The 20,003-nt window shown below is 45.3% G+C and carries 21 protein-coding genes; 20 read left to right on the top strand and 1 reads right to left on the bottom strand.

Annotated features, from left to right (window positions below):
- Positions 1–160: 160 nt before the first annotated feature.
- The 15 genes from AB840_RS11150 (at position 161) to AB840_RS11080 (ending at position 14,826) form a co-directional block, all read left to right on the top strand.
- The gene (locus AB840_RS11150; protein ID WP_048514925.1) at positions 161–484 is read left to right on the top strand and encodes an FtsB family cell division protein; all 324 of its coding nucleotides are present in this window, start codon (positions 161–163) and stop codon (positions 482–484) included.
- A 120-nt stretch (positions 485–604) separates the two neighbouring features.
- Positions 605–1,039, top strand: coding sequence for a S1 domain-containing RNA-binding protein (locus AB840_RS11145; protein WP_048514924.1), 435 nt, complete (start codon positions 605–607; stop codon positions 1,037–1,039).
- Positions 1,040–1,155: 116 nt separating this feature from the next.
- Positions 1,156–2,091: a Ppx/GppA phosphatase family protein gene (locus tag AB840_RS11140; protein WP_048514923.1), complete on the top strand. Its 936-nt coding sequence runs from the start codon at positions 1,156–1,158 to the stop codon at positions 2,089–2,091.
- Positions 2,088–3,461 (top strand): tRNA lysidine(34) synthetase TilS, encoded by a 1,374-nt coding sequence (gene tilS / locus AB840_RS11135; protein WP_072061833.1) that lies wholly within the window; start codon positions 2,088–2,090, stop codon positions 3,459–3,461. The genes AB840_RS11140 and tilS overlap by 4 nt, the downstream gene beginning before the upstream one ends.
- Positions 3,454–3,993, top strand: coding sequence for a hypoxanthine phosphoribosyltransferase (gene hpt, locus AB840_RS11130; RefSeq protein WP_048514922.1), 540 nt, complete (start codon positions 3,454–3,456; stop codon positions 3,991–3,993). Before tilS ends, hpt begins: the two co-directional genes overlap by 8 nt.
- Positions 3,994–4,155: 162 nt before the next feature.
- On the top strand, positions 4,156–6,102 hold the full coding sequence (ftsH, locus tag AB840_RS11125) for an ATP-dependent zinc metalloprotease FtsH (RefSeq protein ID WP_200809902.1): 1,947 nt from the start codon (positions 4,156–4,158) through the stop codon (positions 6,100–6,102).
- A 250-nt stretch (positions 6,103–6,352) separates the two neighbouring features.
- Positions 6,353–7,321: a biotin--[acetyl-CoA-carboxylase] ligase gene (locus AB840_RS11120; RefSeq protein WP_048514920.1), complete on the top strand. Its 969-nt coding sequence runs from the start codon at positions 6,353–6,355 to the stop codon at positions 7,319–7,321.
- A gap of 105 nt (positions 7,322–7,426) precedes the next feature.
- Complete coding sequence (locus tag AB840_RS11115) at positions 7,427–7,978, top strand: biotin transporter BioY (RefSeq protein WP_072061832.1); 552 nt, start codon at positions 7,427–7,429, stop codon at positions 7,976–7,978.
- Positions 7,979–8,056: 78 nt separating this feature from the next.
- Complete coding sequence (locus tag AB840_RS11110) at positions 8,057–8,821, top strand: type III pantothenate kinase (RefSeq protein WP_048514919.1); 765 nt, start codon at positions 8,057–8,059, stop codon at positions 8,819–8,821.
- Positions 8,805–9,794 carry a tRNA dihydrouridine synthase DusB gene (gene dusB, locus AB840_RS11105; RefSeq protein ID WP_048514918.1) on the top strand — a complete coding sequence of 330 codons (990 nt, stop codon included), beginning with the start codon at positions 8,805–8,807 and terminating at the stop codon, positions 9,792–9,794. The genes AB840_RS11110 and dusB overlap by 17 nt, the downstream gene beginning before the upstream one ends.
- Before the next feature lie 158 nt (positions 9,795–9,952).
- Positions 9,953–10,438 (top strand): transcription elongation factor GreA, encoded by a 486-nt coding sequence (gene greA, locus AB840_RS11100; RefSeq protein ID WP_048514917.1) that lies wholly within the window; start codon positions 9,953–9,955, stop codon positions 10,436–10,438.
- Positions 10,439–10,462: 24 nt separating this feature from the next.
- Positions 10,463–11,971 carry a lysine--tRNA ligase gene (lysS, locus tag AB840_RS11095; RefSeq protein ID WP_048514916.1) on the top strand — a complete coding sequence of 503 codons (1,509 nt, stop codon included), beginning with the start codon at positions 10,463–10,465 and terminating at the stop codon, positions 11,969–11,971.
- 68 nt (positions 11,972–12,039) lie between these two features.
- Positions 12,040–13,230: a hypothetical protein gene (locus AB840_RS11090; protein ID WP_053078168.1), complete on the top strand. Its 1,191-nt coding sequence runs from the start codon at positions 12,040–12,042 to the stop codon at positions 13,228–13,230.
- Positions 13,231–13,351: 121 nt separating this feature from the next.
- On the top strand, positions 13,352–13,816 hold the full coding sequence (gene brxF, locus AB840_RS11085; protein WP_048514915.1) for a BREX-3 system P-loop-containing protein BrxF: 465 nt from the start codon (positions 13,352–13,354) through the stop codon (positions 13,814–13,816).
- Between the two features lie 179 nt (positions 13,817–13,995).
- The gene (locus AB840_RS11080) at positions 13,996–14,826 is read left to right on the top strand and encodes an undecaprenyl-diphosphate phosphatase (protein ID WP_048514914.1); all 831 of its coding nucleotides are present in this window, start codon (positions 13,996–13,998) and stop codon (positions 14,824–14,826) included.
- Positions 14,827–14,973: 147 nt separating this feature from the next.
- Here the strand turns inward: AB840_RS11080 and AB840_RS11075 are convergent, their stop codons facing one another.
- Positions 14,974–15,441, bottom strand: a complete 468-nt coding sequence (locus AB840_RS11075) for a hypothetical protein (protein ID WP_048514913.1) — start codon at positions 15,439–15,441, stop codon at positions 14,974–14,976.
- A 138-nt stretch (positions 15,442–15,579) separates the two neighbouring features.
- Here AB840_RS11075 and AB840_RS11070 point away from each other — a divergent pair, with 138 nt between their 5' ends.
- The 5 genes from AB840_RS11070 (at position 15,580) to truA (ending at position 19,472) form a co-directional block, all read left to right on the top strand.
- Positions 15,580–16,134, top strand: coding sequence for a DUF805 domain-containing protein (locus tag AB840_RS11070; protein ID WP_048514912.1), 555 nt, complete (start codon positions 15,580–15,582; stop codon positions 16,132–16,134).
- Positions 16,135–16,206: 72 nt separating this feature from the next.
- Positions 16,207–17,046: an energy-coupling factor transporter ATPase gene (locus tag AB840_RS11065; protein ID WP_048514911.1), complete on the top strand. Its 840-nt coding sequence runs from the start codon at positions 16,207–16,209 to the stop codon at positions 17,044–17,046.
- On the top strand, positions 17,031–17,900 hold the full coding sequence (locus tag AB840_RS11060; protein ID WP_048514910.1) for an energy-coupling factor transporter ATPase: 870 nt from the start codon (positions 17,031–17,033) through the stop codon (positions 17,898–17,900). The genes AB840_RS11065 and AB840_RS11060 overlap by 16 nt, the downstream gene beginning before the upstream one ends.
- Positions 17,890–18,690 (top strand): energy-coupling factor transporter transmembrane component T family protein, encoded by an 801-nt coding sequence (locus tag AB840_RS11055; RefSeq protein WP_048514909.1) that lies wholly within the window; start codon positions 17,890–17,892, stop codon positions 18,688–18,690. Before AB840_RS11060 ends, AB840_RS11055 begins: the two co-directional genes overlap by 11 nt.
- Positions 18,687–19,472, top strand: a complete 786-nt coding sequence (truA, locus tag AB840_RS11050) for a tRNA pseudouridine(38-40) synthase TruA (RefSeq protein ID WP_048514908.1) — start codon at positions 18,687–18,689, stop codon at positions 19,470–19,472. Before AB840_RS11055 ends, truA begins: the two co-directional genes overlap by 4 nt.
- Positions 19,473–20,003: the final 531 nt, after the last annotated feature.

The raw sequence follows: 20,003 nt of genomic DNA, 5'->3' as shown, positions 1-20,003 counted from the left end.
TTTTTAAGGATGCATATAGTCTCGGCTGATCCATGGCAGATGTCGGTGTCGCGGCTGCCAGTAAAGAATCAAGGAGAGGGCTTTATCTTGTTCTTAAATAAAGGTATACTATAAAACAAAGACGGTTACGGACGGGTGGATAAAGGAGCTGACAGGGACTGTGAAACCGACGGGACGGAATAGGCGTGCCGCGTCCGCAGGCAGGCGTGTACGCAGGCGGAAGAAAACGGCAATAACTTTATACAGAAGCTTTATTCTTATCATTTTAATTCTGGGCGGCGTATTTCTTTGTTCCAAGATTTATGAGCTGTGGCGGATTCATGAGGATATGAATCTGACGGTACAGCAGAAGCAGGAATTGTCAGGAGAAAATCAAAAGCTGAAGCAGCAGAAGGATACGTTGAGCGACGCAGATGAAATTGCTGAACGGGCCAGAGAACAATTTGGGCTGGTCAAGCCGGGGGAAATCCCGTACAAACGATGAAATTGACAGAAAGAAAAGGATTATCTTATTTTTCGATTGAATTTTTTTGCGGTTGTGGGTATAATGTTTTTATACGTGTTAAGTAGTGCTGAAAGCATATAAGGAGGAATTTAAAGCAGCATGGCAATCGAAGTTGGCAATGTGTTGGAAGGTACCGTTACAGGAATTACAAAATTTGGCGCGTTTGTAGAGTTACCGGATAAGAAAGTGGGTCTGGTCCATATTTCTGAAGTCGCTAATGAGTATGTAAAGGATGTACATGATTTTTTGAAGGTTCAGGATAAGGTAAACGTCAAGGTATTGTCTGTAGACGATAAGGGTAAAATAGGATTGTCGATCAAGCAAACTCAGCCGGCTCCGGAAAAGAAAGAATTTCGGCCGAAGCATGAATTCCGTCAGCATACTGGTTTTGACGCAGGGCGCCGTTCGTCAGCGCCGGTGTCTTTCGAGGATCGTCTCAGTAAGTTCTTGAAAGAGAGCGATGAGCGTTTGACGGATTTGAAGCGTAATACCGAATCGAAACGCGGCGGCCGCGGTGCCCGGCACGCTGATTGATTTAGTGTTTTGGGAATCATAAATGCAAACAAAGAGTATTCCTGCAGGGAATGCTCTTTTTGTTTACTGCTGGATGAAGACTGTCTTTGCGGACGGCTGCCAGATAAGGAGTGCATATGAAACAAAAAGAATATGCTGTCATTGATATCGGCTCTAATTCATTACGTCTGATGCGAGGCTGGCGGGATGCGCAGGGCAGCTGGCATCTAGGCGCTAAGGTCCTGAAGACGACACGGCTGGGGCGGGACTTAGACCGGACCGGGCGGTTATCCATTGATGGGATGGAAACGTCTTTTAAAGTGATGGCACGATGGTATAGTAGCTTAGAGGGGATTTCTGTCTGTGCTGTTGCGACGAGTGCTGTCCGGGAAGCTGTAGACGGGCAGGCCTTTTTAGCAGAGATACGGGCTCGTTTTGGCTGGCATTGCCGGGTGATTTCGGGATTGGAGGAGGCAGCACTCAGCTTCTGTGGCGCGGCTTCGACAGCTGAAGCCGGACAACATATTGTGGTTCTTGATATTGGCGGCGGCAGCAGTGAAGTAGCTGCTGGTGTCGATGGTATTATACAGTGGGCACATAGTTATCCCTTGGGGGCTGTGCGTCTTACCTCGAATGCGGTTATGACAGATCAGGAGATATTGGCATTGGAGGCGCATTGTACTTCCCAATGGCTTCCTATGCACACTCTGCCTGATAAGGTTATCGGCGTCGGCGGTACCTTGACCACGCTGGCAGCAATGCAGCTGGATATGGAGACATACGATCCCAGACGTGTGGATGGATCTGTCATTTCGTTTGAAAACTTGATCCGGCATATAGAGCGGCTGCAGCGCATGACAGTAGAAGAACGGCGGCATGTTCCCGGGCTTCAGCCCGGACGCAGTGATATTATCGTTGCCGGATTGGTAATTGCCAGATCCTTTATGCGCACCTATGGATTTTCGGAAATTACCGTGAGCGAACAGGATTTGATGGAAGGGCTTTTTTTTCGAGATTCTTTTCATGATGCGGCATGGCGATCGACGGACAGTAAACAGGAGGGCGTGCTATGATTAAAACCGTAGATGCATTCTGCCGGCAGCATGGACTTCTATGTCAGGGAGAGACGCTTGTCATTGCTTGTTCCGGAGGTCCCGATTCATTGGCTCTGCTGGATGTTCTGACGCAGCTTCGATCCGAGTATGATTTGCATCTTGTAGTGTGCTATGTTCATCATGGCATACGGCAGGCCGCTGATAAGGAAGCGGATTTTGTGAAGGAAGAGGCTCTGCGGCGCCAATGCCGGTTTGTTCGGCAATCTGCTGACGTTCCGGCGTTGGCCCGGCAACGTCACATGTCTTTAGAGGCGGTCGGGCGGACGGAGCGGTACCGTATATTACGGGAGACAGCCGTGTCCTGCGGCGCAGCTGCTATTGCCGTGGCCCATCATCAAAATGATCAGGCCGAGACGGTTCTGCTGCATCTGCTGCGCGGCAGCGGATTAACTGGTTTGAGTGGCATGGCTCCGAAAAACGGCGATATTATTCGTCCCCTTCTGGCGGTAACACGGCAGGATATTGAAGAATATATCCAAGTACGGGGACTCTGCCCCCAACATGATGAGACCAATGATTTACAGATCTTTATGCGAAATCGTGTTCGCTTATCGCTGCTGCCGGAGCTGATGAGGTATAATCAATCAGTGCTCAATGATTTGAACCGCCTGTCTGATATCGTTCGTGCTGACGATGAGGTCCTTTGCCATATGGCAAAGGTACTGTACGATCAACATGTTCAGGATACCGGCGACGGCGCGGCGATTGAAAAAAAAGTATTTTTGGCACAGCCGTTGGCGATGCAGCGCCGTCTTATACGACTCATGTTTCGGCAGGTGACAGGATATGAATTGGATATATCCTTTCAGCATGTTGAAACTATACGGAATCTGGCCCGAAAACCATCGGGAAAACAGTTTTGCACGGCGGCTGTCAGAGCCTATATAACGTATCATCAGCTATGTGTGGCCGTACCTCGAAAGAAAACGGAAAAAGTGGTACCGCAGGAGTCGCTGGCTATTCGTGGTGCCGGGGAATATTCTTTTGGACTGTACACGGTGACTATACAACTTTCAGCGGCTCCGCCAGCGCACGCAGATAGCCATATGTTTGTGTTTGATTATGACCAGTGTCCTGCCGATTTAACATTGCGCTGCCGCCGTTCCGGAGATACGATTCGGCTGCATACAGGGTGCCGTAAATCGCTTAAGAAATATTTTAATGAAAAAAAAATACCCGTAGAGCTGCGCGGGAATATACCGATAATATGCAGCGGTTCTGCTGTTTTCTGGATATATGGAGAAACCTGCAGTGCCGAGGCTTTTATACAACATACTACAACAACCTATCTTATAGGAAACGTTTCAGGAGGGAATGTACATGCATAAGGATTTGAAGGAAGTATTGCTGACCGAGGAACAAATAAGAGGAAGGGTATGTGAATTGGGTAAAGCTATTACCAAGGATTATGCCGGAAAGACCATTTTAATGTGCTGTATTCTAAAGGGGGCAGTTACCTTTTATGCCGATTTGGCAAGGACGATTCGGGGTCCCGTACTTTTTGATTTTATGAGTTGTTCCAGCTATGGTGCCTCTTCAACCTCTTCGGGGCAGGTACATATTCGCAAGGATCTGGATAACGATGTCAGGAATAAAGATGTGCTTATTGTAGAAGATATCATTGATACAGGCGTTACGCTGAGTATGCTGCTGCCTTTGCTGAAAGAACGGGGAGCTCGTTCCGTCAAGCTGGCTACGCTTCTCAGCAAGCCGGCACGCCGGCAGGTAGAGGTTCCAGTGGATTATAACGGATTTGAAATTCCTGATGCGTTCGTAGTCGGCTATGGACTGGATTATGCCGGGCAATATCGCAATCTTCCTTATATCGGTGTTTTGCGTGAAGATGTGTATGAAAAGTAGCTATGAAGGCGGTTCTTTGTTCTCTGTATAAGGAAATGTCCCGCGTGAATACCTGCTTTTTCTGAAAAATTGTTGTTGCTTTTGAAGAAGTGTGGTAATATAAGACTGTATTGGTTGGATTATACTATTTAAAAATAGATATATAGTGAAAGGAGTAGTATTTTGAGCAAATTTGTGCGGAATGTAAGTCTATACTTACTTATCATTATTGTTGCCGTGTCGATTATAGATGCCTTTACGACAAATAAAACGGACAAGTCGGAAATTTCCTATACGAATTTTATGAATCAGGTACAGCAGAAGAAAGTCGATGCCGTGCAGATTACGGCGGATCACGCTATTGTCGGGCAATTGAAGGATGGCACCTCTTTTACATCCTATGCGCCTACCGATGCGACACTTATGCCGGCTCTTCGTGATGCAGAAGTTAATGTCATCGCCAAGCCGCCGGAACAACCTTCATGGTGGATGAGCCTGCTTAGTTCTATTTTGCCGATTCTTATCCTTATCGGTATGTGGTTTTTTATTATGCAGCAAACCCAGGGCGGCGGCGGTCGTGTTATGAATTTTGGTAAAAGCCACGCTAAAATGCACGGTGAGGGAAAAATAAAAGTATCTTTTAAAGATGTTGCCGGTGAAGACGAAGCGAAGGAAGAACTTGCTGAAATTGTTGAATTTCTCCGCAATCCCAGTAAGTATAATAATATTGGTGCTAAAATTCCGAAAGGGGTTCTGCTTTTCGGCCCTCCGGGTACGGGGAAGACACTGCTGGCTCGGGCTGTTGCCGGTGAAGCCGGTGTTCCTTTTTTCAGTATCAGCGGGTCCGACTTTGTTGAAATGTTTGTTGGTGTTGGCGCGTCCAGAGTGAGGGATCTCTTTTCCCAAGCGAAAAAGAATGCTCCGTGTATCGTATTCATTGACGAAATTGATGCAGTAGGTCGTCAGCGTGGTGCTGGTCTCGGCGGCGGTCATGATGAACGGGAACAAACCTTGAATCAGCTGCTTGTTGAAATGGATGGCTTCGGTGCCAACGAAGGCATTATTACGATTGCGGCTACGAACAGACCTGATATTTTAGACCCGGCGTTGCTTCGTCCAGGGCGTTTTGACCGTCAGATTACGGTGGATCGTCCAGATCTGCGTGGTCGGTTGGCTATTTTGCAGGTTCATGCCAAGGGTAAGCCTTTGGGTAAAGATGTTGATTTAAGTATTATTGCAAAAAAAACTCCGGGCTTTACCGGTGCGGATTTGGGCAACCTGCTTAATGAAGCGGCTTTGTTGGCAGCGCGGGAAAATAAAAAAGTTATCAATATGCCGGAGCTGGAAGAAGCCAGTGAAAAAGTATGCTTTGGTCCGGAACGGCGCAGTCATGTAATGAGCGAGAAAGCGAAACGGATTACGGCAATTCATGAATCGGGACATGCCTTGATTGCACATCTTTTGCCGGAAGCGGATCCAGTCCATAAAGTAACCATCATTCCCCGCGGACGCGCCGGTGGATATACGATGATGCTGCCGGAAGAAGATCGGTCTTATGAAACCAAGTCGTATTATTTGGCGCAGATTCGCGTTGCATTAGGCGGCAGAGCTGCCGAAGAGATTGTTTTCAATGAAATCAGCAGCGGTGCTTCCGGGGATCTGCAAAGTGTAACTCGGATTGTACGGCAGATGATTACTCGTTTGGGAATGAGTACTAAATTGGGCCCCATGGTTTTTGGTGAGCAGCAGGAACAAGTTTTTTTAGGCAAAAATCTGGGTCATGAGCGTAATTATGGTGAAGGCGTTGCTGAACTGATTGATAAAGAAATGCATGATATTGTATCAGAAGCCTATGCTGATGTTCTTCGTATACTGAGAGAGCATATGGACGCACTGCAAAGTATGGCAAATGCGTTGATTGAGGTAGAAACAATTAATCATCAGCAGGTGGATAATATTGTCAAGTATGGTACGCTTGATGGGCCTGCCAAGGAAAAAGATCAGCCGGAAGAAAAGCCGGAAGAGAAGGCACCTGAAAAAACAGAAGAAATAAAAACTGATAATACAAGCGAGCAGGAACACGTTGAAGTAAGTCCCTGGGGCAATGTTGTTACAGATCATAAGGAATAAAAAAGAACTGCGGCTTTAGCCGCAGTTTTTTTCTAAAAAAATGAAAAATAGATAGGAGGCTGAACAGGCGATAAGAAAACCATAAAAACATCTTTAACGGATTATTTATGTTTATGGTTGTCAATTACTTTCTTTTATGGTATTGACAGTAGTTTCTTTTATGCTACAATTTCATTATGTAATAAATGCGTTGAGTATTCTAAAAAAGGCATAGTCGCATTGCATAATAAATGATATAGGGGTGAAATACATGAGACAGGATATCCTGGACTATTTGATGGAGCATAAGGATACATTTGTTTCCGGACAAAAAATTTCTGAAATGTTTGGAATTTCCCGTACGGCTGTCTGGAAACATATTCGTGTTCTTAAACAAAGAGGATACATCATTGAATCGTATACGAAACGGGGGTATTGTCTGCGGATAGCGCCTGAATTACTAAGACCGGAAACTATTTCCCCAAAATTAAAAACAAAGTATTTTGGGAAAAAGATCGTTTATTATGAAAAGGTGGATTCGACGAATACTGCTGCTAAGAAAATAGCAGACCAAGGTGCCGAGGAAGGAACCATCGTCGTAGCAGAAGAACAGACAGGAGGACGGGGACGGCTGAGCCGTTCATTTTTGTCCCCTTTTGCACAGGGAATTTGGTTTTCTATTATACTGCGGCCGACGTTCCCGCCAATGGAAGTATCAAAGATGACATTAGTAGCAGCCGTGGCATTGACTAAGGCACTGCGTAAAATGGGGCTGATTCACTGTGGTATCAAATGGCCCAATGATATTCTTGTGCATGACCGCAAAATTGTGGGGATTTTGACAGAACTGAACGCATCTGTGGAAAAAATTAACTACATGGTTATGGGGATTGGTATCAATACAGCGCTGACAAAAAAAGTGCTGCCTCGTGATTTGAAGAAAACCGTGACTAGCTTTGCTATAGAAAATGTTCCCGTTCACCGCTCAGAATTATTGCAGGAGGTTCTTTTGCAATTAGAGCATTATTATACGGTAGCACAAGAGCAGGGCTTTGCTCCCGTGCTGGAAGAATGGAAGATGCTGTCCTGTATGCTGGGGAAAGACGTAGAAGTATCGTTGACAGATCATACCTTTACCGGCAAGGCTGTTGACTTGGATGAAAATGGAAATCTTGTCGTTGAAACAGCGAATGGACTGGAAAAGGTATTAGCCGGAGATGTACAGGTACGGTCAGTGTAATAGATAATTGTAAACTATTAACTTAATATAAATATTGACAATAGGAAAGCTTTTTGTTAGTATAAGAAGCGACATCAATAACTGCATTGATTGGAGGGGATGCATATGCCTTTACAAAAAATGATTGGTGCCGCTTTTTTTGCGGCAATTATTTCTGTTTTATCTCAATTTTTTATTCCTATCGGGACAGTGCCTCATACGCTGCAGGTTTTTGCTGTAACTTTGGCAGGTGTTGTCCTGGGGCCAGTTTATGGTGCTGTCAGTGTAATTGTATGGATACTGCTGGGAATATTTGGCGTGCCCGTTTTTACAATGGGCCAGGCTGGTGTGGGTGTTCTTTTTACTCCGCTGGGCGGGTTTATTGTTGGCTTTATTTTTCAAGGCTGGATATGCGGATATTGCAGTCTGCGGCAGCAGAGCTGGCTTAAAGCAGCGAGTATAGGCGTTTTTTCTGTGCTTGTTGTTTATAGTATTGGGATGCTGGGATTTATGGCTGCGTGCCAGTGGATTCTGCAAAAGCCCGTGACGCTGTGGCAGGCCGTTTTGGTTTGTGTTATTCCTTTTATTCCGTTTGATCTGATTAAAATGGGGTTGGGTATTGCTGCGGGAAGGCGTATTTCTGCGGCTTTACAAAAAGCCGGTATTGATTTGCGGTAAAGGCCTATTCAAGGAAGAGAAACTCTGCTATTATATTAGGCGTATATAACTTAACTTATGCAGGGGAGATTGTAAATAATGCTACTAGTTATTGATGTAGGGAATACGAATATCGTGCTGGGAATTTTTAAAGGTAAAAATCTGATGGATCATTGGCGTATATCGACAGATCGCTTGCGTACGACGGATGAATATGGTGTGTTGATACGGAATCTTTTTTCTTTAAACGGAGCCAATGCGGATGAAATTAATGCTATTATCATTTCATCTGTAGTTCCGCCGGTCATGCCTACGCTGGAACGGATGTGTCAAAGATATTTTGGGCTGAGTCCTTTAGTTATCGGACCGGGAGTCAAAACAGGCATGGATATTAAGTATGACAATCCCAGGGAAGTCGGTGCTGACCGCATTGTCAATGCGGTTGCCGCTTATGACAAATATGGCGGTCCTGTTATTATCATTGATTTCGGTACAGCTACGACATTTTGTGCTGTTGATAAGAAGGGGAATTATTTGGGCGGCTCTATCTGTCCGGGAATCGGCATTTCTACAGAAGCGCTGGTACAGCGTACAGCAAAGCTGCCGCGTATTGAAGTACGCCGGACAGAACGGGTTATTTGCCGTAATACGGTAGAAAGCATGCAGGCTGGTGTATATTATGGATTTGTAGGCCAAGTCGACGGTCTTATCTCCCGGATGCACAGGGAGCTGGGAAGCAGTGCTAAGGTTGTTGCTACAGGTGGACTGGCGGTCATCATTGCTCCGGCTACTAAATCTATTGATGTGGTGGAACCGATGCTGACGTTGGAAGGATTGAGAATTATTTATGAACGCAATTGCTAAGCCCTTTGTCATTGGGGCTGTCCGGCTGCAGTATCCTGTTATACTGGCTCCTATGGCCGGTGTTTGCGATTTACCATATCGGGTGATTGCTCGCCAGTATGGTGCGGCTATGGTTTGTACGGAAATGATCAGCGGGAAAGGGCTTTTATATCATAATAAACATACACAGGAAATGCTTCGGATTGATGCGGCAGAGCATCCTTTATCTATGCAGATTTTTGGTGCTGATTGTGATTCAATGGCCCGGGCCGCTGTGGCGGTCGAAGAAGCCGGAGCGGATATTGTGGATATTAATATGGGATGTCCCGTCAATAAAGTAGTACGTAACGGCGAAGGCTCAGCTCTTATGAAGGATTTGGATCGTGCAGAGGCTATTATTCGCGCTGTTGTTCAGGCGGTAGCTATCCCTGTAACGGTAAAAATGCGCACGGGCTGGGATAAGGCTTCTTTTACGGCGCCGGAGCTTGCTAAGAGAGCAGAGCAGGCTGGTGCGGCCGCCATTACAGTACATGGCCGGACGAGAGAGCAATTTTATAGCGGGCGGGCTGATCTGGATAAAATACGTCAAGTCGTTGCTGCGGTCCGCATGCCCGTCATTGGAAATGGGGATATTGTCGATGGGATTACGGCCACACGCATGATGGAACAGACGGGATGTCAGGCCGTTATGATCGGACGGGGCGCCCAGGGAAACCCCTGGGTTTTTCGGCAGATTTGCCACTACTGGGATACGGGAGAAAATATAGCACCTCCTGGACCGGCGGAACGATATAAACAGATGCTGACCCATTTTGAATCATTGGTTGCCTATAAGGGATCTTACATCGGCCTACGGGAAATGCGTTCTCATGCGGCGTGGTATACGAAGGGCATGCATGGTTCCGCAAGATTGCGGGAACAGATCAATCGGGCGCAGACGGTGCAGCAATTTGAACAGGTTGTCAGAAATATGCTGGAGGAAGTAAACAAATAATATACGGTATCATAGAAACCGCGTTGTCAGGCTGTTTTTATTGACATACTCCGCAGATACGAATATAATTAAAAATACGGTAAAAATAATGATCTGGATAGTGCCAAGAGAACTTGACACTATTTCTATTTGTAATCATATCACAAAGGAGTACCATCATGAATGAAACGCTGATTACGCAAGAGGGCTTACAAAAACTAAAAGACGAATTAAATGAATTGAAATCGGTCCGCCGCATTAATGTATCGAAACGTATTCAGGAAGCAATTGCTTTGGGAGATTTAAGCGAAAATTCGGAATATGATGATGCCAAAAATGAACAGGCATTTATCGAAGGGCGCATTGCTGAATTGGAAGGCAAAATCCGCACGGCAAAGATTATTCAGGAATCAAGAGACAGTGCAGCCAAAGTGCGTCTGGGCTCCAAAGTTGTTTTAGAAGATGTGGAAACGGGTGATCGTTTTAACTATACGATCGTAGGCACGGCTGAAGCTGATCCGTTTAATAATAGAATTTCCAATGAATCTCCTGTTGGCAAGGCTATTCTGGGACAGAAAATTGATAAAGAAAGCCCGGCGGTCGTTACCGTCAAGGCACCGGCAGGCGAACTTAAATATCGGATTTTGCCGCCGGATGCGCAATAAAGAGAAAGCTATAGGAGGAATACCATGTCGGATATGAAGCAAAAGGAAACACCCGTAATTGAAGAAGAAAAATTAAATGACCAGATGCAGGTGCGCCGTGAAAAAATGCAGGAATTTATAGAGGCCGGCGTATATCCGTTTGGGCAAAAATTTGAATGGGATCATCATGCCCAAAATATTAAAGATGATGCGGCAGTACTGGAAAAGGATGAAATCGTGGTTCGTGCTGCGGGGCGCCTTATGGCTGTCCGCCGTCATGGTAAAACAGCGTTTTGCGTGCTGCGTGATCTAAGTGGCGAAATACAGCTTTATTTCCGTAAGGATGTATTAGGTGAAGAGTCATATGCCCTTTTTAAGCTCCTTGATATCGGAGATATTGTTGGTGTGGAAGGAACTGTCTTTACGACGCATACGGGAGAAACGACGATCCGCGTTGAAAAATGGACGCTGCTCTCTAAATCTCTCCGTCCGCTGCCAGAAAAATTTCATGGCTTGACGGATAAGGAAACCAGATATCGTCAGCGGTATCTGGATTTAATCGTCAATCCGGAAGTAAAGGATACGTTTGTTAAGCGGTCTCAGATTATCAAAGGTATTCGTAATTATTTGGATACACGGGGATTTTTGGAAGTGGAAACGCCGATGCTTCATACAATTGCCGGCGGTGCGGCTGCTCGTCCCTTTAAAACTCATCATAATGCATTGGATATGGATATCTATCTCAGGATTGCGCCGGAGCTCCATTTGAAACGTCTTCTCGTCGGTGGTTTGGAACGGGTTTATGAAATGAATCGCTGCTTCCGCAATGAAGGAATTGACTCCCGGCATAATCCGGAATTTACGACTGTCGAATTATATCAGGCCTATGGGGATTTGGAAGATGTTATTCGTATTACGGAAGAAATGGTTGCCGGACTGGCTCAGACACTATATGGTACGACGAAGATTACGTATATTGACAAGGAAATCGATTTGACACCGCCGTGGGATCGCATGACTATGATTGAGGCCGTCAAGAAATTTACAGGAGAAGATTTTGCTCATATAAAGACCGTCGAAGAAGCACGTGCGATTGCAGACAAGCTTCATGTGGAATATGATGCCTATGCCGGCATTGGAAAAATTATCAACGGCTGCTTTGAAGATTATGTAGAAGAAAACCTGATTCAGCCGACCATTATTACAGGTCATCCACTGGAAATTTCACCGCTTACGAAACAGGATCGGGATAACCCTCTTCTGACATATCGGTTTGAAGGATTTATTTATGGGCGTGAATTGGCTAACGGCTTTTCAGAATTAAATGACCCGATTGATCAACGCAATCGGTTTATTGAACAAATGGAGGAACGGGAACGCGGAGATGATGAAGCGCACCAGATGGATGAAGATTACTGCCGGGCGCTGGAATATGGTCTGCCACCCACAGGTGGATTGGGGATTGGTATTGACCGCCTCGTTATGTTCCTGACTAATAGTCCGTCTATACGTGATGTACTATTGTTCCCATTAAGCCGGCCGGAACAAAAATAATTACAGACACCCTTTGAATTACATCTTTCGAAGGGTGTTTTTTACAGATTTTGCAGAAGGAGGGTATTATGAACTATGTAAAATCTTTACGATTGGCCATGTTGTGCATCGGCAGCTTGTATATAGGGGTCAATACCTATGCTGCAGAGGTGGCTGCTAGGGCGACAGCTCCGCCTATTCAGCAGACAGCTCCGCTTGCCGGTGCTGGTACGGTCAGTGGTACGGTACTGCCGGCAGGAAAAGATGCAGCCGGAATTTCCGGACAGACGGCGGCACCTACTGTGGCTGAACTCGTCAATTCCCTGGATACCCTGGTAATCCCGCCGTTATCTGCGGCAGATTTTTCTATCGGAAATGTACGCCGAGGCGATAGTTTGGCTAAAGTAAGACGGGTATGGGGCAGCCCCAATGCGTATTCGCAAAGCATACATTATACTAAGCTTAAGTATGACGACACGGATAAGACCATGCGTTTTGTCCTGCGCAATGATACGGCATCTATTTTAAAACAGACCGTGGAAGAACGGCAGGCTGTTCGGGTCGGCGTGGAAGCTGTTTTTCTCGTCAAGGGGAAGGGTGTTCCTATGGGACGGAATCTGCGGCTGCAGTACCCGGCTGAAGTGCTGGTACGCCAATTTGGGATGCCGTCAAACGTTCTTAGAGATGTGGATGCCAATGTGTACTATTTTGTTTATGAAAGCCCACGCAAAGATACTATGATGGTTTTTGCAATTGGAGACAGGAAGATAGAACGAGTCGCGCTCATGCCGCCCCGTCCGCCTTATGTCTATGACGATATAACCACTCCCCAGAGTGTGCATGCCGAACGGGACTTCGCTTTGATGGGATTTAGCTTAGACACGACTTTTCAAGCGAACAAATATAATATGTGGAGCAATCTGATCAAGCGCAATGGAAATAATTTTTGGCTTTATGGAGATTATGGTGTCGAAGTTGACCGGCACAATCTTGTAAAAAAGGTTTTTCTTTTGACCAATAACGGATATACGGGACGCGGTGCTACGCTGGGATATCATATTTCGACGATTTTAGCGTTGTATGGTCATCCGGATCGGGTCGACCTGGGCGGCGGCGGTGAAAAATCAGTCGATGCCTATTATTATGACAGCCCTTTTCAAAAGGGGGTATCACTTGTGTTTATTGTGGATCATGCCAAGCAATTTGTGGATGATGTCATATTGACATCAGAACCAATCAAGAATATGCAGGATCCCATGGAGCGATACGGATTGAAATAATTTTGTACATGTCGGCGAATTGTTGGGGCATGTTGAAATAAAATAGCAAAAATGCTTTACTTATATGACTGCATTCCAGTATAATGAATGTAAATAATACTAGCAGATGAAGGTGATTTTCATGGTGACAGATGCAGATGTTTTAAAACGGTGGAAGTACATTGCCCAGGAAAGCGAGAAGCTTCTTATTCTTATCGGCGGTCCGGGCTCCGGTAAGAGCAAGCTGATTCGCGAATTGACTTTTCAGGATGGCTGGAAAATTTGTGAAGCCAGGGAATTGTTTGATGATGAATTTTTGGAAATTCCTCGCGCAGACAGACCAGAAAAAGCGATTTTTCTTATTTCGGCGGCTATCCACCGGCTTAATGCCCGTGTTGTAATGATTGATAATGTAGAATTTTTGTTTGCTCCTATTTTGAATTTGAATCCGGTCCAAATGCTAAAGGATCTAAGCCGCGAATGCCCAATTATTGTGAGCTGGCGGGGAAATCTGGAAGGGAATACGCTGTATTTTGAACATAACGGCGATCCGAAGTACGCAAAATTTATGATCGAAGATCCAAACCATGTTGTTTCTCTTGACTAGTTAATAACAGTATACATGAAAAAGCTGCCATGGAGTCTGCGGAGACCCCATGGCAGCTTGCTTTTGGCTGTATTTTTAAATGATTTTTAAATGATGCTCAGGCAAGCTTTTTTTCCGGACTGTTGTGTGGTATAATTGCCAAGTGCTTATCCTGTATTCTTTGTCAAAGGAGTCTAAAAATGAGTGACTATATGATTGCTGTAATATTGGGGATTGTAGAAGGGTTTACGGAATATCTTCCGGTTTCCTCTACGGGTCATATGATTCTTGTCGGAGATTGGCTTGGCTTTACTGGCCCGCAGGCAGGAGTTTTTGAAGTATTTATTCAGCTGGGGGCCATTTTATCAGTTCTTGTTATTTACAAGGCAAAATTTATACGCATGTTTCGGCAGTATCGATGCTGGGATCTTCTGCGCCGGGAAAACTGGTTTCGTAATGATACGGGTCTCACGCTGGCCCATGTGGCAGCAGGTATCGTACCTGTTATGGGGATTGGGTATTTGGCTCATCATGCGATCAAGGCATACTTGTTTTCGGCAGGGACAGTCATTATTGGTTTGATTGTAGGCGGCATATTTATGCTGGCAGCGGAACGATCACATATGCGGATTGTATGTCATGATGTCGAAAAAATGACGATTATGCAGGCGTTCATGGTGGGAGCCTTCCAAATTCTGGCGTTGTGGCCGGGCTTTTCACGTTCCGGATCGACGATTGCCGGCGGTTTGTTTCTGGGGTTAAGTCGTAAAGCGGCCGCTGATTTTTCGTTTATTATTGCGGTGCCGGTCATGATCGTGGCTTGCTTTTATGATTTGCTGAAAAGTTTGGCGTATTTGAATGTCAATGACTTGATTATGATTGCAATTGGTTTTGTTACGGCTTTTGTCGTAGCCTACATATCCGTTTTGTGGTTCCTGAAATTTATGAATAAATCGACACTGGCTTCCTTTGCGTATTATCGATTTTTGATAGCTATTGTATCCTTTGCGTATTTTTTTATATTAAAATAAAAAGGACTGTCGCATTAGGCAGAATATGGTTCATGCATATACACACGGGCAAGGATGGGTGGTCAGTTCCTGCTGCCTTGTGTATGAGCCGTATCTGTATGTGCGCAGTCCTTTTTCATAAAATGATTTTGTGAAGTCGGTATGCTCTTACTGCTGTGTTTCTGTAAGGGCGGCAAAGTCTGACAGGATTTCATTCATGAAGTCAGCTGGATCGACATCTTCCGGCAAATCATGGCCGATCGCATCCAGCATATTCGGGAGGAAAAGACTGATACCCTGCATGTAGACAAAATAGTAATACTGCAACGTGTCATCGCCATCTGCGATGACGGACGTCATTTGATCGTCGATAGCAAAAGCTGTTTTGTGAAAGTCGAGCAATTCGTCTTTAAAGCGGCTTAAATCAATTTTTCCGTCACAATAATCATCAGATAGGCTGTTTCCCATTTCAGCCAGCATGTCTGGGATTTGCGAAGCTTCCGCGGGCATATCAAGCTGATTGTCCTCCATTACATGGGCAAGCGTGTGGAGTGCACCGAGCAAGGATTCGCAAAAAAAGTTAAAAGTAAACATGCCATCAGAGCCAGTCAAATTTTGAAACGTAGATGGATTCATTTTAGAGTCTCCTTTGTATTTTGATACTTTATATTATATCATACTAATTAGGTGAAATGAATTGAGACATAGCGTATAATATGATAACATGAGAAAGAAACAAATTTCGGCATTATGTAATTCGTTGAGGAGGTACATATGGTCCAGCAAAAAAAAATTCAATTGAAAAAAAGATCCCGCCAGTCTGCCCGCATTCATAAAGGATTATCTATGCCTGTTGGTTCCGGCAGTGAGACTAGTATTGTCAGTTTTCGTGATTTTAGAGATCTGAAGACAAAATATTTTACCTTTGCAGGGAGAGTGCAGCGCCGTCCTTTTATTTTCAGAACACTGCTGCTCATGTTTGCCCAGTTTATGTTTTCTGTTATTTTATATAGCCGTATTGTTGAATCTATTTTGATTGGGCGCATGGAATATGCAGTGATTTTTGCCATTATATTTATTATTCTTACGATTCCTGCTGTGTGGTCTCAACTTTCTCTGGGGATGCGGCGGTGCCATGATATTAATAAATCCGGCTGGCTTTTTATTATTCCTTTTCTTTGCTATATTGCCAGCTATGTACTGCCTATACTGGGACTGGATATTGCGGCTACAGCGGTTCAGTCGGTTACGGCGGTTTCCTATTTGGGATTTTTTACGGTCAAAGGATCTTCTGGGGATAATGCTTATGGTCCCGAGCGAGCTAGATAGTATTTGATTTTACAAAAGAAAAGAAAACCAGTATAATAATTGGGAATATATTCTATAATGAGGAGATAGGTCATGAGCATACCAATGATCAGGTTGGATCACATGAGCCACATATATGAAGATGCAGAAGGGCAGGAGGTATATGCCCTGAAGGATATTTCCCTCCAAATCGAGCCGGGTGAATTTGTTGCGATTATCGGGACGAACGGATCGGGGAAGTCTACCTTGGCAAAACATTTTAATGTACTGCTTACACCGACCGAGGGGACCTGTAAGGTCTGTGGGATGAGGACTGATGACCTCGATAATTTGTGGAAAATACGGCAGCAGGTCGGCATGGTCTTTCAGAATCCGGATAATCAGATCGTTGCGGCCATCGTGGAAGAAGATGTTGCCTTTGGTCCGGAAAATCTCGGGGTGCCGCCGGATGAGATTAAACATCGTGTCAGTGATGCGTTGAAGCGTGTCAATATGACGATCTATGCTAAACATGGACCGCATCTGTTAAGCGGGGGGCAAAAACAGCGGGTTGCGATTGCCGGTATTTTAGCGATGCAATCCCAATGCATCGTCCTGGACGAACCGACGGCTATGCTTGATCCAATTGGCCGCAGAGAGGTCATGGATACCATTCGGCAGCTGAATGCAGAGGGCATTACTGTCATTATTATTACGCATTTTATGGAAGAAGCCGTTCAGACCGGCCGTGTCATCGTTATTCAGAACGGTGAATTAAAAATGGACGGCACGCCGCGCAGCGTATTCACCAAAGTGGATGCCTTGAAGTCCATGGGGCTGGATGTGCCTGCCGCATCGGAATTGGCATTTAAGTTGCGCGAGAAAGGAATTCCTCTTCCTGGGAACATTATTACTAAGGAAGAATTAGGAGACGCATTATGTCAATTAGGCTAGAACAGGTAATGTATACATATGGAATGGGGACGCCTTTTGAAAAAACAGCTCTCAACGAAACTAACATAGAGATACATGAAGGCGAGTTTATCGGCATTATTGGTCACACGGGATCGGGGAAATCTACCTTTGTGCAGCTGCTGAATGGATTGCTGCATCCGACACAGGGAACCGTTACTGTAGACGGGATAGATGTCGGACTCAAGACTAAAGCGGCAATGGATATGCGGCACAAGGTTGGCATGGTGTTCCAATATCCGGAGTATCAGCTGTTTGAGGAAACAATTGCCAGAGACATTGCTTTCGGTCCCCGAAACTTTGGCTTAAGTGAAGCGGAAATCGATGAACGAGTGCGTGAGGCTATGGATTTTGTGGGACTGGATTACCAAACGTATGCGGAACGGTCTCCGTTCCGCTTGAGCGGCGGTCAGATGAGGCGAGTTGCCATTGCCGGAGTAATTGCTATTCACCCGGAATATTTGATTCTTGACGAACCATCAGCCGGATTGGATCCGGCTGGCCGCCGCGAAATATTTTCGGGAATTCAGAGATGGCATGAGGAAAAAAATATTACGGTCATTCTGGTATCTCATAATATGGAGGATATCTCTCGTATGGCAGGAAGGCTTATCGTACTGTCGCAGGGAGATATTATTCTGGACGGAGAACCGCTGGATATTTTTTCGACGCAGCAGGAGACACTGCGCAGTGCCGGCGTAGCCGTACCGCCGGTAACTGAGGTTCTGCAGTATTTGCAAGCCCGGGGATTTCATCTCAATGATCGTGTACATACTATGGATGAAGCTATATCTTCGTTATATCATTGTCTGAGGGGGATGCCACATGCTCACTGACATTACGCTGGGTCAATATTTCCCCGGCAATTCGTTTTTACATCACTTGGATCCTCGTGCCAAAATAATAGGGACGATGATGTTTATTGTGGCTATTTTTTTTGCTGATTCGCTATTGGCATACAGTATTGTGACGGCTTTTGTAGTCTTGAATTTTATTATTTCCCGGCTTCCTGCCAAATTGATTTTAAAATCCCTGCGTCCACTGTGGATCATTATTGTTTTTACCATGGGCGTGCATATCTTTACGACACCTGGTGACGTAGTATGGCAATACGGTATTCTTCATGTGACGAGAGAAGGGATTTATCAGGGAAGCCGCATGACAGGACGATTGATTTATTTGATTGTTTTTTCGTCTCTGCTTACCTATACGACATCTCCCATCGTGCTTACCGATGGGATTGAGCATCTGCTCAATCCCTTCCGGCGTATCGGCGTACCAGCACATGAATTGGCCATGATGATGACCATTGCGCTGCGCTTTATTCCGACCCTTTTGGAAGAGACTGATCGAATTATGAAAGCACAGACAGCCCGCGGGGCAAATTTCACAAGCGGCAGCTTATGGCAGCGTGGAAAAAATATGATTCCCCTGCTGGTGCCTCTTTTTGTCAGTGCGTTTCGCAGAGCCGATGATTTGGCTACCGCCATGGAGGCCCGCTGCTACCGCGGTGGAGAAGGTCGGACACGAATGAACGAACTGTCCTATACCTATCGAGACGGTATTGCCATGACGGCGGTTCTGCTCGTGACAGTTGTTTTGGCTACGCTGCGGTGGCTGGTATGAAACGAAATATTTGTCTGGTGGTAGCGTATGACGGCACTGCTTTTCATGGCTTCCAGAGGCAGACCAATGCTTCTTCTATACAGCGTTGCCTTGAACAGGCGTTATCGGCTATTTTTCAGAGCACGATTACCATTTACGGGGCGGCTAGGACAGATGCGGGGGTTCACGCCCGCGGGCAAGTCGTGAATTTTTATGGAGAGGGTTCTATTCCGACGGAAAATCTTCCGTATGCCATGAAGGGATATTTACCGGCGGAAATCGCCGTTGTATCGGCACGAGAAATGCCTGAAACGTTTAGCGTCCGTCATGATAATAAGGGAAAGCATTATCGCTATTCAATTGTGAACAACCATATGCATGATCCTTTTCTGCTGCGCTATGCCTGGTTTATCCGCAGACCCCTGGATCGGACCGCAATGCGGGATGGGGCAGATATACTGATGGGAACGCATGATTTCTCTGCTTTTGAAGGGCAGAATACAACCCCTATGAATCCAGTAAAAACAATGTATGGAATTACTCTTCAGGAGCGGGGGACCTTCCTTGACATTCATGTCGTCGGAGATGGTTTTTTATATCACATGGTACGTAATATTGTCGGCGGCCTTGTCGATTTAGGGCTTCATCGTCTTACGGTAAACCAATTCAGGCAGATTTTGGATGGGCTGGACAGAACCAAGCTAGGTGCGACGGCCCCGGCGCGGGGGCTGTGTTTGGAAGAAGTTTTTTATTCAGACGAAAGGCGGGGCGAAGTCCTTTTGAACTTGGAGCAGCCGCATTAGATATATACAGCATTTTCAATATAAATTAAAAAAGGAATAAGCCAGGAGTGAGTATCTGCACTCCTGGCTTATTCCTTTTTGCATATGGGTTAAAGACACAATACGGAAGAATAAAAGAATAAAAAGAAAGAATACGGCACTATAAAAGACAAATTGTATTTATTAAAATAAATACAAAATAATATTTTAAAATATATTGAAAAATAATTACAATAAGAAAAAAATAATAGTATGCATTGATTTATGCAGAAGGAGGCTTTTTGTTATGAAAATTGACCGTATTGGGGTTTGTCAAGTTAAGTGTGTAAGTTTTTTTAGGTATCATAAAAGAAGATGCGTTACCAGTGATTGCTGGCTTTAAAATTTCTCGTATTTCAGGATACGAGCTTGCAGCTTATCATCCATAGCCAACTGGTTTCTGACCATCGCCCAGTTCTGGATATGATGCCCTTCCCACTTGGCATAGAGTTCCTTTACCCTGAGATAGAGAACCTTGAAGACAGATTCCTCGCTGGAGAACGAGCCCTTCTT

The organism is Megasphaera cerevisiae DSM 20462 (assembly GCF_001045675.1).
GTDB classification, from domain to species: domain Bacteria; phylum Bacillota; class Negativicutes; order Veillonellales; family Megasphaeraceae; genus Megasphaera; species Megasphaera cerevisiae.
The sequence above is the reverse complement of the archived record's forward strand: the minus strand, read 5'-3'. Positions and strand labels throughout refer to the sequence as shown.